Origin of the sequence: Absicoccus intestinalis (assembly GCF_033971885.1) — a bacterium.
Lineage (GTDB): Bacteria > Bacillota_I > Bacilli_A > Erysipelotrichales > Erysipelotrichaceae > Absicoccus > Absicoccus intestinalis.
Map to the genome: position 1 here is coordinate 1 of NZ_JALBUS010000004.1, position 18,762 is coordinate 18,762.

Sequence of the window (18,762 nt, forward strand, 5' to 3'; positions counted from 1 at the left end):
CAGCGTTCATCCTGAGCCAGGATCAAACTCTTCATTTGATTTAGCTCTTCGATGTTCCTGACATCGTTTGTTTCTTTCTCGAAATTGACGTGTTTCTTGGTTTCCTGTTCAGTTTTCAAAGATCGTCGCTCTCTCAAGCGCTTTTTAATTTAATCATATTTCTTACCTTTTGACAAGTATTTTTTTAAAAAAATTGTAAAAAAAAAGGTAGATAGGTTCATCTACCAAAAATTCGATCCAAGAATTTGAAAAGACCGGATTTTTTCTCATACTTTACCTTTTTATTAAGTGCCAATTCTTCTGCTTTTTTCATGGCATAATTTTGCGAATCAAAGAGTGTTTCCGTACCTAATTTCGCATAGGTACCATCTTTCATTAAAACACGACCCTTTACATCATCTTTGAATTGATCCTTAAAATAATCTAAGATATCCTGTTTTAATTTTGGTTCATCGATAGGACAAGCCACTTCGACTCGTTTTTCCGTATTTCGCGTCATGAAATCCGCACTAGAAATATATACTTTTTGTTCATCACCAACACCAAATGCATAAATTCGTGCATGTTCTAGATAACGACCAACAATACTATGGACTTCGACTTTTTCTGTATAGTGTGGCAAACCTGGAACAATACAACAAATACCACGAACAACCATTTTGACTGGTACCCCAACTTGGGAAGCTTCACTAATCTTTTTAATTAAATCAACATCCGTGATCGAATTCATCTTTAGTAATATCTGTGCTGGTTCATTATTTTCTGCTTTTGTGATTTCTTTATCCATCATTTCCAAAACATGAGACTTTAAACTAACTGGCGAAACCAACAATCGATTATACGTTCCTTTTGTATTGCCTAAAGCCATATTGTTAAAGAAATGCATGGCATCTTCACCAATGTCGGAACGCGCCGTAATAAACGAATAGTCAGTATATTGATGACTGGTTTTTTCATTATAGTTACCCGTACCAATCTGAGTAATATGCTGAATGCCATGCTTCGACTTTCGAGAAATCATACATACTTTCGAATGCACCTTATATTCATCAAAACCATATTGAACACGAGCACCAGCATTTTCGAGGATTTCAGCCGCTTCAATATTTCGTTTTTCATCAAATCGCGCACGCAATTCCATTAAAACGCTCACTTCTTTGCCATTTTCCAAAGCTTCCGTCAAATAATGAATAATACGGCTATTCTTCGCTAAACGATAAATCGTCATCTTTATAGAAATGACATCCGGATCATTGGCGGCTTCTTTTAATAAATCAAGGAAAATATCAATGTTTTGATAGGGATACAATAATAAAACATCGTGATTTAATACTTGTGGGATGATCTTGCGATCACGATCGACATAAATGCTTTCCTGCGCTTTAAATGGCGGATAAGATAAATATCCCAAATGAACCTTTTCGGCATGCTCGGTCAACGCAAATAAGTAATCCATCTCTAAAGTAGATTTAGAAAGAAAAGCTTGCGCTTTTTCCAAATGTAGTTTTTTACACAAGAATGCAATGGATTCTTCATCTGCATCTTTATATAGTTCCAAACGAATTGGCGATAAACGATCTCTTTTCTTTAAGATCTTTTTCATATAATGACGATAATCTTCATCTACATCAATTTCTTTTATGTTTAGATTGATATCGGCATTACGCGTAACACGTATGATCGTTTTATATAAGATTTCATTCTTTGGGAAAATAGATTTGACCATGTAGTAGATCAATTGTTCCAATAAAGCATAATTTCCTGAACCATCTTCAAAATAAATGATTCGATCGATCACTGTAGGCACAGGAACGATTCCATAAACCGTTTGATCATTTTCTTTCATTCGCACAAAAATATATTGTTGCTTATTTAATAAATGTGGAAATGGATGTTGTAGATCAATAATTTGTGGAGACAATACTGGTAAAACATGTTCTTCAAAATACTCATCCAGATATTTGGATTGTTTTTTTGTGAGATTTTTTTTGTGCACACGAAATAGATGGATATCTCGCATCGTATGCTCGATCTCTTTCGCTATCGCATCTTTTTTCTTATACAACGTATGTGTCCTTTGATAAATGGCATGCAATTGTTCCTTTGGCGTCCAACCACTTCGCCGATCGTGATGTTCACTGTCTACTAAAGACATATCGTATAAACTACCACAACGAACCATATAGAACTCATCTAAGTTACTTCCAAAAATAGCTAAGAATTTCAATCGTTCCAATAATGGAACATCTGGATCAGCTGCCTCCTCTAAAACACGTTCATTGAATTTCAACCATGATAATTCACGATCTTGTGTAAATGGATACTCACGCATGCTTCAACACCTTATCTATCATATAACCCTCCCGTACACCATTCGTGGAGACTTGAATATTTTTAGCACGACTGTACTGGGCCACACTTTGAATCAGCAATAACCCCGGGAACATGGTATGCACCCGGTCCGCCTTTACTTTCAAGAATAAGCGAATGGTCTCTTTTTCATCTTTTGATAATAATTTGATCAGTTGTGATAAATCTTCAGGTTTGATCACAAAACGATTCGCATCAACCATTTTTAAATGAACCATCAATTCACGAATCGCACGCATGCTACCACCTGTCACCACTAAATTCTCGACTCGAAACATACCCTTACTAGGCTCGGCGCTTTTTAGTTCCTGTTTCACCCGATCTTGGATGGCTGTGATTTCATTCTTTGTCGGAATGATATGATCGACATATTCATTAAAAAGATTTAACGAACCAACTGGAAGAGAACATACAAAACCAATTCGTTTTTGGTCATATAATACAATTTCACTACTTCCTCCACCGGTATCCATATACATACCATCTGCGTAATGAATCCCTAATAAAGCACCATCAAACGAAATCAAACCTTCTTGGGCGCCGGATAAGATCTCAATTTGTATATGACAATGCGTAGCTACTTGATCGAGTACTTCCTCTGTATTTTTGATATTTCTTAGAGAAGCTGTCGCAAAGGCTTCAATCACATCGATATTCAATAGTTGTGCTGTTCGTCTAAAATCCAACAAACATTCAATCAATGCATCGATTCCTTCTTGTAACATTACTTTCTTTTTTACATACGAAGCCAAACCAACTGCTGACTTTTTCGATACCAATAAAGAAAAATTTTCATTCTTCACCTGGTAAAGATTCATTCGCACGGTATTGGACCCAATATCGATAATCACATATGTTCTCATAGTATATATTATAAACCTCCCCATTTTCCTCTGTCGTAAAGTTTGCGTAAAAAGCGACCCCCTATAAGAGATCGCTTACTCTTGATTCTATTATACTACTCGATGACCAAATGTTTGATACCGGATTTTCGCGCAATGTCATAAAAATGCTCCATTTGACGCGAAGAATATAATTTTGGATTATCTTCAAAACAATATTCCATATCCAAATACGCATACTTAGACTGTGCCATGGGATTATAATTTAAGATCTCATAATGGACTTCAGGATCACACGATACCAGAAATTCACTGATTTTTTGAATATTTTCATCCGTTGCTGTCATTTGCGGAATCAGTGGTGTTCGTACGATCACATGGGCATGATGCGTCAACACATAGCGAATGTTTTCAAGAATCATTCGATTGGAAACACCCGTATAGCTTTGATGCTGCTCATCATCCCAACATTTACAATCACAATAAACTTGATCGATATAAGGTAAAGCTTGTTGAATATGATCTAATGATGTAAATAAAGTGGTTTCGATGGCTGTGTGAATACCTTCTTTTTTGGCCGCCTGCAATAAAGCTAACAGAAAATCGAATTGATAGAATGGTTCTCCACCACTGATGGTCAATCCACCACCATATTTGAAAAAAGCCTTATCTTTGCGAACTTCTTTCATGGCTTGTTCCACGGTATAGGCTTTGGCATCAAACCGCATTGCCGTGGTCGGACAGGCATCGACAATGGCTTGCCAATCTTCGGGCTGGTTCCGATCCACACAAATTCGATTTCCAAAGTAGGTTACGCCTTGATGTTTAGATGCATGCACACAACTTAAACAATGAATACAATGATTGGACATATATAGAATTTGTGGTTTTGGTGATAATCCTTCAGGATTTTGACACCAAGCACAATGTAACGGACAACCTTTTAAAAAAACCGTTGTTCGAATGCCTTGTCCATCATGTGTCGCAAATCGTTTAAAATCAAAAATATAGCCTTTAGATGTTGTCATAGGTTGTTCTTGCAATGATTTCATTTTGCAGATCTCCAGCTAGTTCGGTAAAGTAGGCCGTATATCCAGCCACTCGAACCGTCAAAGAACGATATTGTTCTGGATGCTTTTGCGCATCCAATAAATTTTGTCGACTCACGACATTAAATTGAATATGTGGAATTTCTAGATCTACAAAAGTTCGCAAAAAGTGACAAAATTTGGTGATACCGGTTTCGGTCTTAAAGAAATCAGGTAAAAATTTCATATTTAATAAACCACCATTGGTCGTACAAGCATTATCCATTTTTGATACGGATTTTAAGACCGCGGTTGGTCCTTGTAGATCTCTTCCATATACAGGTGATAATCCACCATCTGCTAATGGATCTTGCGCTAAACGACCATCCGCACTAGCCCCCACATTCTTGCCCATAGGCACATGGGCACTGACCGTATACATACCTGTATGATAAGGACCATGACGATAATTTCTATGTTTGCCCAATTCTTTACGGAAAAAGCGAGCCCATTTTGCGCCCAATTCATCCACCCATTCTACATCATTGCCATACTTTGGTACCCGATGCAATAATGTTTGACGCATGATTTCATCTCCATCAAAATTAGTTCGTAATGCATGTTCCAAATCTTGTGGCGCAATGCGTTTTTCATCATAAACCATCTGTTTGATAGCGGCCAAAGAATCTGCTAAGTTGGCGACTTGGATCATCTGGATACCCGATAAATTATAGTGGGCCCCACCAGCTGTCACATCCATTCCCTTTTCCATACAATCATCGATCACTGCGGATAAGAAAGGGGTTGGTAAGACATCGATATGTGCTTTTTCAACAGCTTCACAACAAACCAACATCTTATCCATAAAATACAAGATCATCTTTTTATAGGCAGCTTCTAGGTCTTCAAATGTTTTATACGTTGACAACGAACCAAAATCCGGGCCTAACTGTTTTCCTGTTAATAAACAGACACCATGATTTAATGTCAATTCCAATACTTTATTCAAATTAAACATGGCTGCATCGCTCCAACCTAAATTATTTCCTTGGGTCGTCAGTTCTACACAACCAACAATGGCATAGTTCATCGCATCTTTATGAGAAATACCTAACTGTTCCAGCGAGTGTATGATGGCCTTGTCATTAAAGAACTGTGGCATGCCACTACCCTTTGATACACAGCGAACGGCATGTCTTAATAAAGCATCGTTGGTATGTTCATGCAAACGAACAGATAAATTCGGCTGTGGCAAACCAATATCTTCTTGAGCATCCAAAAATAAATGGGATAATTCATTGCAATGATCATTGCCCTGTGTATCTTGTCCACCGATAGCCACATTAAAACCGATCGGGAATCCCGCAAAATATTTTGCACTATTTTTATTGCGCAAATAGACAATTTCATTAAATTTTAACCATAAGCATTCAATTAATTCCAATGCATCTTCTTTTGTCAAAGTCAGATCATCGATATCTTTCTGATAGTATGGATACAAGATCTGATCCAAACGTCCTGGCGAAAAACTCGAAGCATTCGATTCCATATGCAAGATGACCATTAAAAACCAAAGCGACTGCAATGCTTCATGGAAGGTGTTGGCTGGTTTTGTCTGTAAATGATGACAAATGCGAGCTACTTGCATCAGATCCTGTGCATGATCTGGGCTTGTTTTCGCTGTTTCTTTCAATAAATCCTCATATCGTTTCATGAAGATTTGTACACCTTGCATCACTAAGCGGACACATTCATAAAACTCTTTTTGTTCGGGTGTGCAATTTTCAAGCTTACGATTGGCTTGATCGATATATCCTTGTGGTCCTGTTTCTAACCATTCTTTCACATTGGGGCAAATATGACCTTGTGCATGATCCGTTTGATTGATTTTCACTACCGTTGAAATGGCTGAAATTTCATCTCCTGCTCGATCATGGACGATATCTTCTAAACTTTTTCCTTTCCAATACGGGACAATTTGTTCACGGAACGTCCGGATATCTTCTTGTCGAACCAAAAATTTATCTTGTGGACGTGTGGGGATGGTCTCAAATTCACGATCCACCCATGAAATACCACTTTCAGGAAACACAACACCATAACGAACGCCTTTCGTTCGATTGCCCACGATCAATTCATCGGGTTCTATCCCAATTTCAATTTGGGTCAATGCATTATATAAAGCCTTTGCTCGTTTGACTTGTTTTGAATCTTGTTCATTTTCTTGATAGGTCTTGGTTATGATCAAAGCTTGTTCAATACTTACATAACGTGGTTGCGATAACATCTTCGTTTTTAAATTTTGAATACGTTGTATTTGTTCTGCTCTCATATTTCTACCTCTTCGTGCTTATTATATAATACATTGGCTATTTTTCAATAATTTATTATTGTTATTTATTTATTTTTATTTTTTATTATTGTTTCTTCCATGTGTATTGGTACACTATACGCAGAATTTGGCCCTAAAATTTTATATGCATAAGATTTGATCTTTTTAGAAGCATTCGATGGGGCATACGAATAGCGGAACGCTTTCATCATATCCATATCGTTTCCACCATCTCCATACACGGCCACATCATCATCAACCAGCCCTAAATACTGTGTCAATTGATGGATGGCCATGCCTTTATTGACTCCTTTGGCTGTGATTTCAAAAAAATCAGGTCGAAAGGGGGCATTTTCAATTTGATGGCCATGCCGTGAAAGAAAATCATATACCTCTGCTTTTCGTTGGGGATCATCCACTTCTCCATTGATCTTATAGATGGGTTGAGAAGCAATAGCTTCTGGCGTTTGATCATATCGATAATCCGATAACCAATTTTCCATAGTTTCTACATTCATAGATCCACCAAAAAAGTTTCGTTCATGATAACGCGCAAAAATAGCGGAATAAGATGCCAACGTGTATTTGACTAATTTGCCATTATAATCAAAGGAAAGATCTGGAAATGTTTTTGCGAATTCAAATACAAAGGAAGATTCAATGGGTCGTTCAAAAATGATATGTCGATTCCAATTAAAAACCATGGCTCCATTCATACATATGGTATAGATATGTCGATCACCAAAATCTAAGCTTTTCTTATGGAGCGGATGCATGTCTCTACCTGTCGCTATCGCAAAATCACGTTGATTTTCTAAGACAAAATCAATACTATGCAGGATCCTGTGATCGAGTTGATGATTTTCATTTAATAAGGTTCCATCTAAATCACTCACAAACAGTTGAATCATTTCGTTTTCCTTTCCAAATAAACAACGGTTTCTACCAATGGTGTTTGTGAAAACATATCCAATGGCTGCACGTTTTGAATGGTATATTGTTTGGTCAAGATAGCCAGATCTTTTGCCAGCGTACTTGGATTACACGAAACATAGAGGATGGTGGGAATATATTTCTGTAAGATCGTTGATGTCATGTCTTCTAATCCTTTACGTGGTGGATCAACGATCAAACAATCGATAGGCTCATTGGTTGTCATCAATTTTTCATTGGCATCCCCACAAATAAACGATACATGGGTACAATGATTCCATTGTGCATTGATCTTTGCATTTTCAATCGCATCTTGATTGTATTCAATTCCATATATAGTCTTTGCTTTATTTGCTACAAACAAACTCATGGCACCAATTCCACAAAAGGCTTCCATGAGGGTATGGCAGTTGGGGGTCCATTCTTGTACGAGCTGATACAAACGTAAAGCTTGTTTGGTATTTAATTGGAAGAAGGATCGTGGCAATAATTGACAATGAATAGGGCCTAGTGTGATTTCCATTCTCTCTTTTCCAGATAGATGGATCATGGTATCACCAAAAATATCGATACGATCATCCGTCTTGATCGATTGCCAAATAGATACGACCGAATCGATCATTGATAATGCCGCAATACACGTTTCAGGTAATGTTACATTTTTGGTCACAAGGATCATTTGCACCTTTTGATCAAACGATTTGAGAACCAAACTCAACAAATTTTCCAAATGAAATTGATCAAAGATTTCCAAAGCCTTTTTTCGGACCAACTCAATTTCTTTTTCATGAACAACACATCGATCGATCGCAACAAAATCATGCGTATGGGCGGCATACATACCAGATTGCCAATGACCATGGACCTTTTGGAGCGGTAACTTACACATATTACGATAGCCCAGTGGATCAGGGTTTTTTATGATGGGTAAGATGGGACCTTGATAGTTCGCATATTTACGCAATGCTTCTTTGACCATCTGACTTTTCATTTTACATTGTTCCTTATATTGGGCATGCATCAAGGCACAGCCACCACAAGTTTGCCATTTCGCACATAAAGGATAACGACGACGCGAAGATGGAACGATCAACCGATCCATTTCACCCATACAATATTTTCTTGTTTCTTTCACAATATGATATTCAATTTCTTCTTGGGGCAATGCATACGGAATGAAGACTGGTTTTCGATGATAATAAGCAATACCTTCCCCATTAATTCCCCATTTTTTTATCGTTGTTTTCATACTCTTCTCCAAATATCAATCACAAATTCAAAGGTGATTTCTTTTCCTGCACAAGCTTTCACACGTTCCAAACCTTCTTTGGGACTTTTATATCGATAGGGTGTCATTTCTAATAGATGCCATACATCATCCACCCATTGTTTTGATGTGATGATTTTTTGTTCTTCATGCAAAAAGCCTTGGCGTTCTGATTCTGGCATTGGATTTTCATTCACGTGTTCATAGAGCATTTTCTTCAATTCCCAACAATGATGAGGTCCAGGTCCGACCGTGATCCAGATTCCTTGAGGCTTTAAAATTCGTTGTATTTCTGCACTGGCATAAGGAACAAAAATGGAAAGAACACCATCGCAACAATTGGATTCAAAAGGCATAGAAAAGATACTTGCCACAATATAGTGACCCAATTTATCTTTTTTAGCTGCATATTGAATGGCATCTTTGCTCAAATCAATTCCCCATACTTGACTCACCGATGAAAAAGCTGAAGTATAATATCCTTGTCCACAACCTGTATCTACGATGGTTTCAAGATGATAGGACTGAATGATCTTTACGAGTTGATCCTTTAAGAACGCATAGTGACCCTGTTCCAAAAACGCGGTACGTGCCTTGACCATTTCTTTATTATCACCTTGATGTTTTTTTTGTTTCAAAGAAAGATTCACATATCCTTGTTTGGCAATATCAAAACTATGATGATGGCTACATTCCCATGTGTGTTCTTTTCTTTCTAAGGGCATATAACAAATTGGACAAACTAACATAGATTCTCCTTTTAAAAAAAGGTGGAACATCCACCTAAAATAAATCTTCCTGTGCTGCCTGTGGCCGAACCACAATATCCTCACATTGATCGATACAGTCTTGAACCATCGATGTCCAATCCCAACGTGCCTCATATTTCTCACAACGATCGATTCGTGGTTTTGTGGCAGGGGCTTTGGGATCAAAAATGGTACAACAATCTTCATAAGGAAGAATCGACGTTTCATAGGTACCAATCTTTCGTGCTAAATCAATAATTTCTACTTTATCCATACAAACAACCGGCCGAATCACTGGCATGTTCGTAACGGCATTGATCGTTTGCATACTTTCTAAAGTTTGTGAAGCCACTTGTCCGACGGATTCTCCCGTTCCAATCGCCTGGGCATGTCTTTTTTTAGCCATACCATCCGCAATCCGCATCATCATACGTCGCATCAAGGTAATAGCATAACTTTCATCGGCATGTTGATAGATTGCAAGTTGGAGTTGGGTAAAAGGAATCACATGAACCAAAATTTCACCTTGGTATCCACTCAACATTTGTGCTAAAGAAAGAACCTTATCTTGGGCATTTTGGGAAGTATATGGGGGAGCTGCAAAATGAATGGCTTCAATATGTACACCCCGTTTCATCATCAAATAACTGGCAACCGGTGAGTCGATGCCACCACTTAAAAGCACCATGGCTTTCCCGCCTACGCCTACAGGATATCCACCTGCTCCGGCACGTCGATCCGTCATGATATAGGTAGAGTCTTGATGGACTTCAATCACAATTTTCACATCGGGATGGTGGACATCCACTTTCCACTCACTATTTCGTAAAATTTCACCAGCTACTTTACGATTGATCGTATCAGAAATGTAAGGAAAGTTTTTATCCGAACGTCGTGCAGCTACTTTAAATGTCTTTGGCGTAGAGAGATCAACACTATTTTTGGCTGCTTGAATGATCGCATCCATATCGGATGGCACTTGGATGGCCAATGAAAAAGAAGAAATACCAAATACCGTTGCAAGTACATCACTCACTTTTTCCGGATCTTCATCATGTAAATAGATATACATACGATCATGTTGTTTTTCATATTCCAATGTCGAAAAATTGGCAAGGGCCTTTTTTACGTTGTGATATAACTGTTTGATAAATGAATTTCGATTCTTTCCTTTTAGTGACAATTCACCATATCGAATCAAAATATGATCATAACGATAGTCCATAGTCTCTAATGATCTCCTTACAAATTTCAATAAATTGTTTTGCTTCATCCATTGTATTTAAACCCGAAAAAGATAAACGAATCATATGCGTTGCTTCCTTTTTGGATTTTCCCATCGCCAATAAAGTATGTGATTCATTGGCACCATGACTAGAACAGGTGCTCTTGGCCGAGACACAAATGTCATGGGCATCCAATGCATTCAATAATACTTCACTGGTCAATTGATCAAAACCAATATTTAAGATATAAGGCAACGCATCTTCAGGCGAATGAATATGTGCGCCTGGTATCTTTTCCAGTTCTTCTCTTAAATATGTATTGATCTTTTGAATCTTATCATAACTTTCTTTTTGTGCTGATAAAGCCAAACGAATTGTCTTTGCGAGCACAATATTAGTAGGTGCATTTTGCGTTCCACCGCGCAAACCATGTTCTTGTTGACCACCTTGAATGATTGGTTTGATTTGAACTTTTTCTTTTTTCATCAATAAGCCAGAACCTTTTAAACCATGGATCTTATGAGCTGAAATCGTAGCCATATCCAATATTTCAAAAGGAACATCAATTTTTGAAAAACTTTGAACACAATCCACATGATAAGCACATGTTGGATTTTGATGCACGACTTTTTCAATCGCACGAATAGGATTGATAGCTCCCATTTCATTGTTGACATGCATAGTGGATACCAAGATCGTATCTTTACGCATATAGGATCGAACACATTCCGGCGTAATGATTCCTTTTTCATTAATAGGCATCTTTTCCACATCAAACCCCAATGTAGCTAATACATCCGCTGCATGATCCACCGATGGATGTTCTACATTACTAATAAGGATATGTTTGCCTCGTGTCGTATTCGCTAAAGCATACCCGATGATTGCCATTGTATTGGCTTCACTTGCACTGGCCGTGAATAGAATTTCACTGCCTGTTACCCCTAACATATGGGCAATTTTTTGGCGTGCCGTTTCCATCAACCCATTGGCTTTTCGTCCTACTTGATGAAGACTATCCGGATTTCCATAGGTAGTAGCTAGGAGTTGCTTATAAACGGCAAGGACCTCCGGTGCAAGGGAGGTCGTTGAAGAATTATCAAAATAAATCATAGGCTACACCTGATTCATGACAGCGGGATCTTTTTTCGCAATCAATTTTTCATAGGTTCCAGGATGTAGATTTTCAATGGCTTGGATTGCAATCTTCAAAGCGCGGGTATATTCACCATTTTGGAAACACAATTCAGCACGCGTCAAATCGGTATTCATAGAAGGATGGGCAGAGCGGAATCGATTTCCAAAAACGATCGCATTTTCAACCATCACCGCCACACCAATCAAATTGTTAGCATTGTTGTAAAGCTTATAAACAAAGTCAATCGCATCTTGTAGATCGGCATTCAAAGTTGGAACATCCAGTGGCGAATGAGATAATACAATTTGCACACGACTGATCAAATCTTCGGCTTGTTGAATGTCTTTTTCGAATTGCGAAGAAATACTTGGCAAATGACGTGTAGCGGCATTCAAACGCACTTCATTCAAGATCAATTGCAATTTGACCAATTGTTTTTGTGCTCGTGATTCATCGCTACTTGCACTGATCAATTTTGATTTCATTTCGTCAATTTGTGTTTTAAATTCATTGATATCCGAAACAAATTCACGATAATAGCGCACTACTTCTACCAATGGAGTTTGATCCGCTTTGATTTCTTTTTGAAGTAAAGTAGCTGCTTCTTGCACATTGCCCATTTGTTCATCGGCCAAAGCAAAACGATGGGTCCAATCTTCCAATCCAAAACGATCACGAATATTACCATACATCTTTTTGATATCATTCAATTCAACTTGAATTTCAGATACCGTGATCAAATTTTGTTCCAAGCCACCATGAATCTCATCATAGGCCGCTTTTTCTTGAGAGATCGCATCTTGTAGTTTCAAGACACCATCACCAATCTGACTGATCAACATTTGTGCTTCTTTCAGATTTCCTACATCAATTCGATGTTCTGCTTCTTTTAATTGACTGGCTGCTTCATTCAAATTCTTATTGATTTCCAAATATCTCAAATTCACATCGGATTGAGATAAGTCTTGTGCATTCTGATTGATTTCCATCATGGCAGCTGGAATGATAGATTTGGTTCGTTCATACAGATCCGGGCATAAGGCAATTTCACTCGAAAGTGTATCAATCGAAGTGGCAATCTTGTTTCCTTCATCTTTGGCTTTGTTGAATTCGCATGCGTACATCCATTCTTCAAAATTCGAGAAATCATTTTCAATTTCTTGGAACCGAGAATCAAAATAGGTCGTTGCCTTGTAAAAAGAATTACGATTTGTCGTATAGACTTGACGCACATTTTGATAACGTTCCTTCAATGCATTCGCAAAATCACGAACTTCTGTTTCTTTTTGTAAAATATTATCCAAAGCTTTCGTCACGATACGAATGCGTTCACGCGCATCTTTTAAAGATGTTTCCAATTCATCCATGCGACGCATGGCTCTTTTTGTATGATGTCCTTCTAAAGCATCATGTGCTTTCTCACAAAGGGTATCACATTCATCCATGCCTTCCATGCATACATTATATTTCGGAGTTAATTCATTGACACGTTCCATGATATCGGCATTCACTTTTGCGAATGCTTTTGCTTTGTTGAATTTATAATCCAATGAATTATTTCTAACAGCATTTACATCTTTTTCTAATTCTTCAAATCTTGCACTTGCTTTGCGACGACGCACATGATTGGAAAAAATAACTAATAAGATGATCACCAAAACGATGATACATATATATATCAACGTAGCCAACGTGATACGTGATTGAATAAATGATAAAAAGTCGGTTACAGATTGCATCCAAATTCCTCCTTAAAAAACTACTGTCATTATAGCAAAACTTACTATGTGTTTCCATGAATAATCTAAATTTTCTTGATTTTGAACAAGCACTTTGATATGATATTTGAGCATAAATTGATAGCAGCATACAAAGCTACAAGATACGCGTTATAAGCGCAAGCGATGCGAGTAACTAACAGCTGAATAGTAGAAAGCATCTTTTATAACACGCCTAGTAGTGATTTGTACTGTTATTGTTTTGTGAAAAAACAATAGGAGGAAACTTATGTCTAGAAACACAGGAAGTACTTGGAAAAAGTCTCGTCGTTTGGGTTTCTCGATCTTGGAAACAGGTGAAGAACTAACTCGTCGTAATTATATTCCAGGTCAACACGGCCAAGGACGTCGTGGCAAATTAACAAACTATGGTATTCAGTTACAGGAAAAACAACGTATTCGTCATACGTATCAATTAAGTGAAAAGCAATTCGCTAATACGTACGCAAAGGCAAGTAAAAAACCAGGTGCATCTGGTGAAAATTTATTGATCATGTTGGAAAGCCGTTTGGATAACATCGTTTATCGTATGGGATTTGCTCGTACACGTCGTGCAGCACGTCAACTTGTCAACCATGGACATATCTTGGTTGATGGAAAGAAAGTCGATATTCCTAGTTTCCAAGTAAAACCTGGACAAGAAATCGAAGTTCGTGAACGTTCGAAAAACTTATCTGCAATCAACGAAGCTTTAGAAGCTGCAACATCTACTGTTGATTTTGTCAATGTAGATACCGATAAGAAAAAAGGTACGTATGTACGTTATCCAGAACGTAGTGAATTATTCACATCACAACCAATTAATGAATTGTTAGTCGTTGAGTTCTACAATCGTTAGTAAAAAGAGGCCTTGCCTCTTTTTATTTTAGAAAGATGAAAATGTATATGGATGCAATTAAAAACAGTTTACAAGCCTATGGCCAAGATTCATCAGAAAACAATCTCGTTTCGATGTTAGAAACATTGATTTCCAGTTCGGTTTGGATTCCTGTATTCGAAGATAACCAACCCGATATCTTAGCCGATATGGACGGTCATAAATTCTATCCCGTTTTTTCAAGCCAAGAAGAAGCTTTGGATGAATATGTGCAAGTCAAATGGCAACAACTTCCTTTTGTGGAATGTCTGCATTATGTAGCCGAAAATAAAAAGGTTCACGCCATCGTGGTGAACCCATTTACAGAAAATGTACGATTGCCAAAAGATATTGTCGAAGGACTGAATGAACAATTTGGTCGCCATTAGAACGAAGTCATTCGTTCTTTTTTTATTGGAACTGGTCCAATGGTCGATCCTTAAAACCTTCGGAAGTCAATACGACCATGGAATCATATCCCACCTTTCGTATCAGATCCAAAGATTCTTTGAAATGACAATCCAAGTTTATCCGGTCATGACAATCACTATTCAAACAAATACGAATCTTTTTTTCGTGCATATAAGCCAATAAATTCTTATATGGATAAGGTGCTGTTCGATATCCTCGAGCGATGGCACCTGTATTTACTTCAAAAATTTTATGCGAAAGAGCATCGATCGTATCGCAAGCTAGAGCGACATATCGAGGATCTTCAAAATCAAAATACTTATTTCCTTCATTGTATTTTGTCAATAGATCCAAATGTCCAATGATATCCACTTCTTTCCAGTCTTTCATAACAGCAACATTCTTATAGTAGGCTTGTGCATAGGACAAAAAATCATCATGAAACCATTCATGCAGTATTTTACACATTGTCTGTTCACTTTCATCAACACTTTTAAACTGGCCTTCCTGTTCAACAAAATGTGCACTGCCAATGATGTAATCAAAATCAGCCGGATTGGCTACTCTTCCCAATATATCTTGTTCGATGCCTAGATATATTTGGATTTGATCGGCATATTTTTTTTGAAGTGCACGAATTTCATGAATATATGCAACCTGGCCTTGTTGCGACATCGATGCATCATCATAGATACAATATCCATGACCGGAAAATCCTAATATATCAAACCCTTTTTCAATCGCTGTTTGGATCATTTGTTCCGGTTGGTCTTTGCCATCACAATATGTACTATGTGTATGTAAATTCTGTCTCATGTCTCTATCCTCCAATAGGAGTATATCGTAAAAAAAGCAGGTAGTTCAACTACCTACCTACTTTCGTTTGGTTCTAACTTTTTGGATAAAAAGTCGATTTTTTCCGCTACAAAAACATAATTATAGTATGTTTTCTCTTCTTTATCATAACGACGCGAAGCCATTCGACCTTTAATGGCCAGACAGTCCCCAATGTGTGAATGCGCACATAAGGTTTCTGCCAATCCCCTCCAAACTTCCACTTGGATCAAATCTTGTTCGTATATGCCCTCGGAATTGGCGAATGGACGATCCACTTTCATCAAAACACTACATGTCTTGACACCCGTGGTTGTCTCTTTCAATGAAGGTAATTCTTCAATACATCCAACAATACAAAAAAGATTCATTCTATTTACCTCCTAGCGTATCCGGTAATGGTAATGTACCATTTCTTATCACCTGCCTTCGCTCTTATAGTAAATAGATATTGATATTTAAGCAAACGAAGTTAAATTACGTAAAATAAAAAATATACAGTATTTTACATATCATAAAATACTGTATATTTATTGATTTACATATTTTTTGGTTGAATCGTCGTAACCGTTGGATGATCAAGATCCAAAGTCTTGAGATAGGTATTGATTTGTTCCACGCTTAATTTGGAGATCATTTCATATTGTTGCCAATGATCATAGCCAGAAATATGAGCTTCCAGCAAATCCACTGCAAGATCTTCAAAAGAATCAAATCCGCGAATCATTTGTGCAAGAGCTCGCGCTTTTATGGCTTGAAAGATTGTTGGATCGATGCCTTGAACCAACTGTTTGCTCATTTTTTCTACCAGTTTTATATAAGCTTGGGGATAATGAGTCTGTGCATAAAAAAGTACAGCACTGTGATCAATATGGATATCACATTCTGCCCCATTGATGTTGGTCATGATTTCTTCATCCAACCAAGATTGATAACAAGGATTCAAAGAGGTCATCGCTGCATCTAACGCCATTTGAATACATTGATCCTTTTGAATAGCCAAATGAATATCGGTTTCTGGCTTTTGTTTATAGCCAATGCATACAAAAGGTGTGGAAATATCCATCGTACATGAGAAATCAGAACGAGCACAAGTCGTTGGTTCATCATGGATCACGCGCTTGACTTTGCCATTTAAAGAAGAGGGATGACGGATTTGATTTTCTTTAATGATATCCATGATCTTGTCAATATCCTGGCCTGTAATACCAACCAATGTTAATTTGGAAGGATCATAATTATAATGATAGAAGGTCTTTAAATCTTCGACACGCATATGGGCAATATCTTCTGGCGTTCCTAATACATCATATCGAAGGGGATGCTCGACATATAGACTTTTCCAGGTTTCTTTAAATAATCGCTGTTCTGGTTGTTGCTGATACATATCATATTCGCTAAGAATGATTCCTTTTTCTTTGTTGACAGATTGTGTATCAATATCCAGTTCTTCCACAAAATCAAAAAGTAGATGCAATGGTGCTTCGATATCTGCCGTTGTTTGAAAATAATACGCCGTTTTATTATACGTCGTAAACGCATTGGTACTGGCTTGCATTTGAGCAAATTGATCCGTAATATCCTGGCCATGTAATCGAAACATTTGATGTTCAAGAAAATGGGCACATCCCGAACGATGATGGAGATGCAAATCATGATAACTTTGTTCAATATCAAATCCACCTGCATCCACAGCAAGCATAAACAAGGAACGATAATATCCCGGCTTTTTGACCAAAATAACATGCAATCCATTGTCTAATGTTTCCTCTTTGACAATCATATTAAACTTCTTCATGCTCTTCCTCCTTTACGATGGATCGCGCAACCAAATGTAGATAGGAACTTGCCTGGATCACTTCTTCTTTGGTGACATGATCAATGGCTGAGATACGATCTTTTAATTGCGTATTTCGATGCATCAAATCATCCAGATAGGCTTGTTCAATTAAACTAAACGAACTATCTTGACCACTGATCAAACCATCGATCAGATCTTTTTTTGCACTCGAAAGCAATGACACATCAAATTGACCGGTTTGCAGTTTCTTAATTTGTTCTTGGATCAAAGATATTACTTGATCAAAATATTGATTTCGAAAACTCGTGGAAATGATCAATGCGCCATCAAAACGAACAATTGAACTATAGATGGAATAACAATAACTATGTTTTTCACGAACGTTGGTAAACAATAAACTATTGGGTGATTGACCCAAAAGGGAGTTCATGACCAACAAAGGATAATACAATGGATCATCCACGCCGATATGATTCGCATACACATGTGTTAGACTTGTTTGCGAAATATCACGAGTTTGGCTTTGTATTTGTAAGGAAGAATTGTCCAACAATTCAAAATGCGATTGGAGCGTTTGATGCGAATCCAATGAATCTAAATAGTTATAGAGTGCTTGACTTGGTTGACCAACGATATATACATGCTTTTCTGCTTTTAGATAGGCTTCATAGGCTTGCTGAATATCCAAAAGCGTAATGCCATCAATTGCATCGATGTTTCCTTGTACCGGTATGGAAATGGAATGAGGGGCTAAGCTCGTAAAAGCATTCAGCAAAGCAATCGTGTTGGGATCATCCATTTGCGTATGCAAACGATTTTTTAATTGCATTTTTGCTTGAGAAAGCGAAGCCGACGTAAAGTGTGGATGGCAAATGATTTGATTGAATAAATCAAGTGCTTGTTTTTCATAGCTTTGATCGGGTATCCATTGTGATTCAATCGCATTCATTCGTATATCCATGACCAATTGTTTCCCATAAGCAGAAAGTCCAACCCCAATACGAATACCATAGGTATCTGCTAAAGCACGGGCAAATAAAGAAGGATCTGGATATTTTTCCGTTTGTTTTTTCATCATGATGCATAAAAGATTCATGGTCGTGATCGTATGAATATCCAAGGCAAAAATCGAACGAATGGATACACTCACATGATTAAATTTTTCGGTCTTAATAAATTTCATTTTCGTTTTCCTCT

At 37.5% G+C, this 18,762-nt stretch carries 16 protein-coding genes; 2 read left to right on the top strand and 14 right to left on the bottom strand.

Annotated elements, in window-relative coordinates; all coding sequences use genetic code 11:
• Positions 1-217: 217 nt before the first annotated feature.
• From ppk1 to MOZ64_RS03205, 10 genes are all read right to left on the bottom strand, one after another.
• Positions 218-2,332, bottom strand: coding sequence for a polyphosphate kinase 1 (ppk1, locus tag MOZ64_RS03160; protein WP_320325161.1), 2,115 nt, complete (start codon positions 2,330-2,332; stop codon positions 218-220).
• Positions 2,325-3,221, bottom strand: a complete 897-nt coding sequence (locus MOZ64_RS03165; RefSeq protein ID WP_320325162.1) for a Ppx/GppA phosphatase family protein — start codon at positions 3,219-3,221, stop codon at positions 2,325-2,327. The genes ppk1 and MOZ64_RS03165 overlap by 8 nt, the downstream gene beginning before the upstream one ends.
• A gap of 107 nt (positions 3,222-3,328) precedes the next feature.
• The gene (locus tag MOZ64_RS03170) at positions 3,329-4,264 is read right to left on the bottom strand and encodes a glycyl-radical enzyme activating protein (RefSeq protein ID WP_320325163.1); all 936 of its coding nucleotides are present in this window, start codon (positions 4,262-4,264) and stop codon (positions 3,329-3,331) included.
• Complete coding sequence (locus MOZ64_RS03175; RefSeq protein WP_320325164.1) at positions 4,227-6,572, bottom strand: glycyl radical protein; 2,346 nt, start codon at positions 6,570-6,572, stop codon at positions 4,227-4,229. The genes MOZ64_RS03170 and MOZ64_RS03175 overlap by 38 nt, the downstream gene beginning before the upstream one ends.
• 65 nt (positions 6,573-6,637) lie before the next feature.
• Positions 6,638-7,483 carry an HAD-IIB family hydrolase gene (locus MOZ64_RS03180; RefSeq protein ID WP_320325165.1) on the bottom strand — a complete coding sequence of 282 codons (846 nt, stop codon included), beginning with the start codon at positions 7,481-7,483 and terminating at the stop codon, positions 6,638-6,640.
• A complete protein-coding gene (rlmD, locus tag MOZ64_RS03185) occupies positions 7,480-8,754 on the bottom strand; it encodes a 23S rRNA (uracil(1939)-C(5))-methyltransferase RlmD (protein WP_320325166.1) in 1,275 nt (424 codons plus the stop codon). The genes MOZ64_RS03180 and rlmD overlap by 4 nt, the downstream gene beginning before the upstream one ends.
• Entirely contained in the window at positions 8,751-9,521 is a 771-nt protein-coding gene (locus MOZ64_RS03190; RefSeq protein WP_320325167.1) for a putative RNA methyltransferase, read from the bottom strand. The genes rlmD and MOZ64_RS03190 overlap by 4 nt, the downstream gene beginning before the upstream one ends.
• Before the next feature lie 34 nt (positions 9,522-9,555).
• The gene (thiI, locus tag MOZ64_RS03195) at positions 9,556-10,746 is read right to left on the bottom strand and encodes a tRNA uracil 4-sulfurtransferase ThiI (RefSeq protein ID WP_320325168.1); all 1,191 of its coding nucleotides are present in this window, start codon (positions 10,744-10,746) and stop codon (positions 9,556-9,558) included.
• Positions 10,730-11,860, bottom strand: a complete 1,131-nt coding sequence (locus tag MOZ64_RS03200) for a cysteine desulfurase family protein (protein ID WP_320325169.1) — start codon at positions 11,858-11,860, stop codon at positions 10,730-10,732. The genes thiI and MOZ64_RS03200 overlap by 17 nt, the downstream gene beginning before the upstream one ends.
• Before the next feature lie 3 nt (positions 11,861-11,863).
• Positions 11,864-13,624, bottom strand: a complete 1,761-nt coding sequence (locus MOZ64_RS03205) for a septation ring formation regulator EzrA (RefSeq protein ID WP_320325170.1) — start codon at positions 13,622-13,624, stop codon at positions 11,864-11,866.
• 268 nt (positions 13,625-13,892) lie between these two features.
• On the opposite strand from MOZ64_RS03205, the gene rpsD reads away from it, so the two are divergent.
• Positions 13,893-14,501: a 30S ribosomal protein S4 gene (gene rpsD, locus MOZ64_RS03210; RefSeq protein WP_320325171.1), complete on the top strand. Its 609-nt coding sequence runs from the start codon at positions 13,893-13,895 to the stop codon at positions 14,499-14,501.
• 47 nt (positions 14,502-14,548) lie between these two features.
• Positions 14,549-14,908, top strand: coding sequence for an SseB family protein (locus MOZ64_RS03215; RefSeq protein ID WP_320325172.1), 360 nt, complete (start codon positions 14,549-14,551; stop codon positions 14,906-14,908).
• Positions 14,909-14,930: 22 nt separating this feature from the next.
• Here MOZ64_RS03215 and MOZ64_RS03220 read toward each other — a convergent pair whose 3' ends face one another.
• The 4 genes from MOZ64_RS03220 to MOZ64_RS03235 all read right to left on the bottom strand — a co-directional run bounded on the left by MOZ64_RS03220 (position 14,931) and on the right by MOZ64_RS03235 (position 18,748).
• Positions 14,931-15,746 (bottom strand): histidinol-phosphatase, encoded by an 816-nt coding sequence (locus tag MOZ64_RS03220; protein WP_320325173.1) that lies wholly within the window; start codon positions 15,744-15,746, stop codon positions 14,931-14,933.
• 53 nt (positions 15,747-15,799) lie between these two features.
• Entirely contained in the window at positions 15,800-16,135 is a 336-nt protein-coding gene (locus MOZ64_RS03225) for a single-stranded DNA-binding protein (RefSeq protein WP_320325174.1), read from the bottom strand.
• Positions 16,136-16,302: 167 nt separating this feature from the next.
• Positions 16,303-17,562, bottom strand: coding sequence for an EF-P 5-aminopentanol modification-associated protein YfmH (gene yfmH, locus MOZ64_RS03230; RefSeq protein WP_320325175.1), 1,260 nt, complete (start codon positions 17,560-17,562; stop codon positions 16,303-16,305).
• On the bottom strand, positions 17,549-18,748 hold the full coding sequence (locus MOZ64_RS03235; RefSeq protein ID WP_320325176.1) for a M16 family metallopeptidase: 1,200 nt from the start codon (positions 18,746-18,748) through the stop codon (positions 17,549-17,551). Before MOZ64_RS03235 ends, yfmH begins: the two co-directional genes overlap by 14 nt.
• Positions 18,749-18,762: the final 14 nt, after the last annotated feature.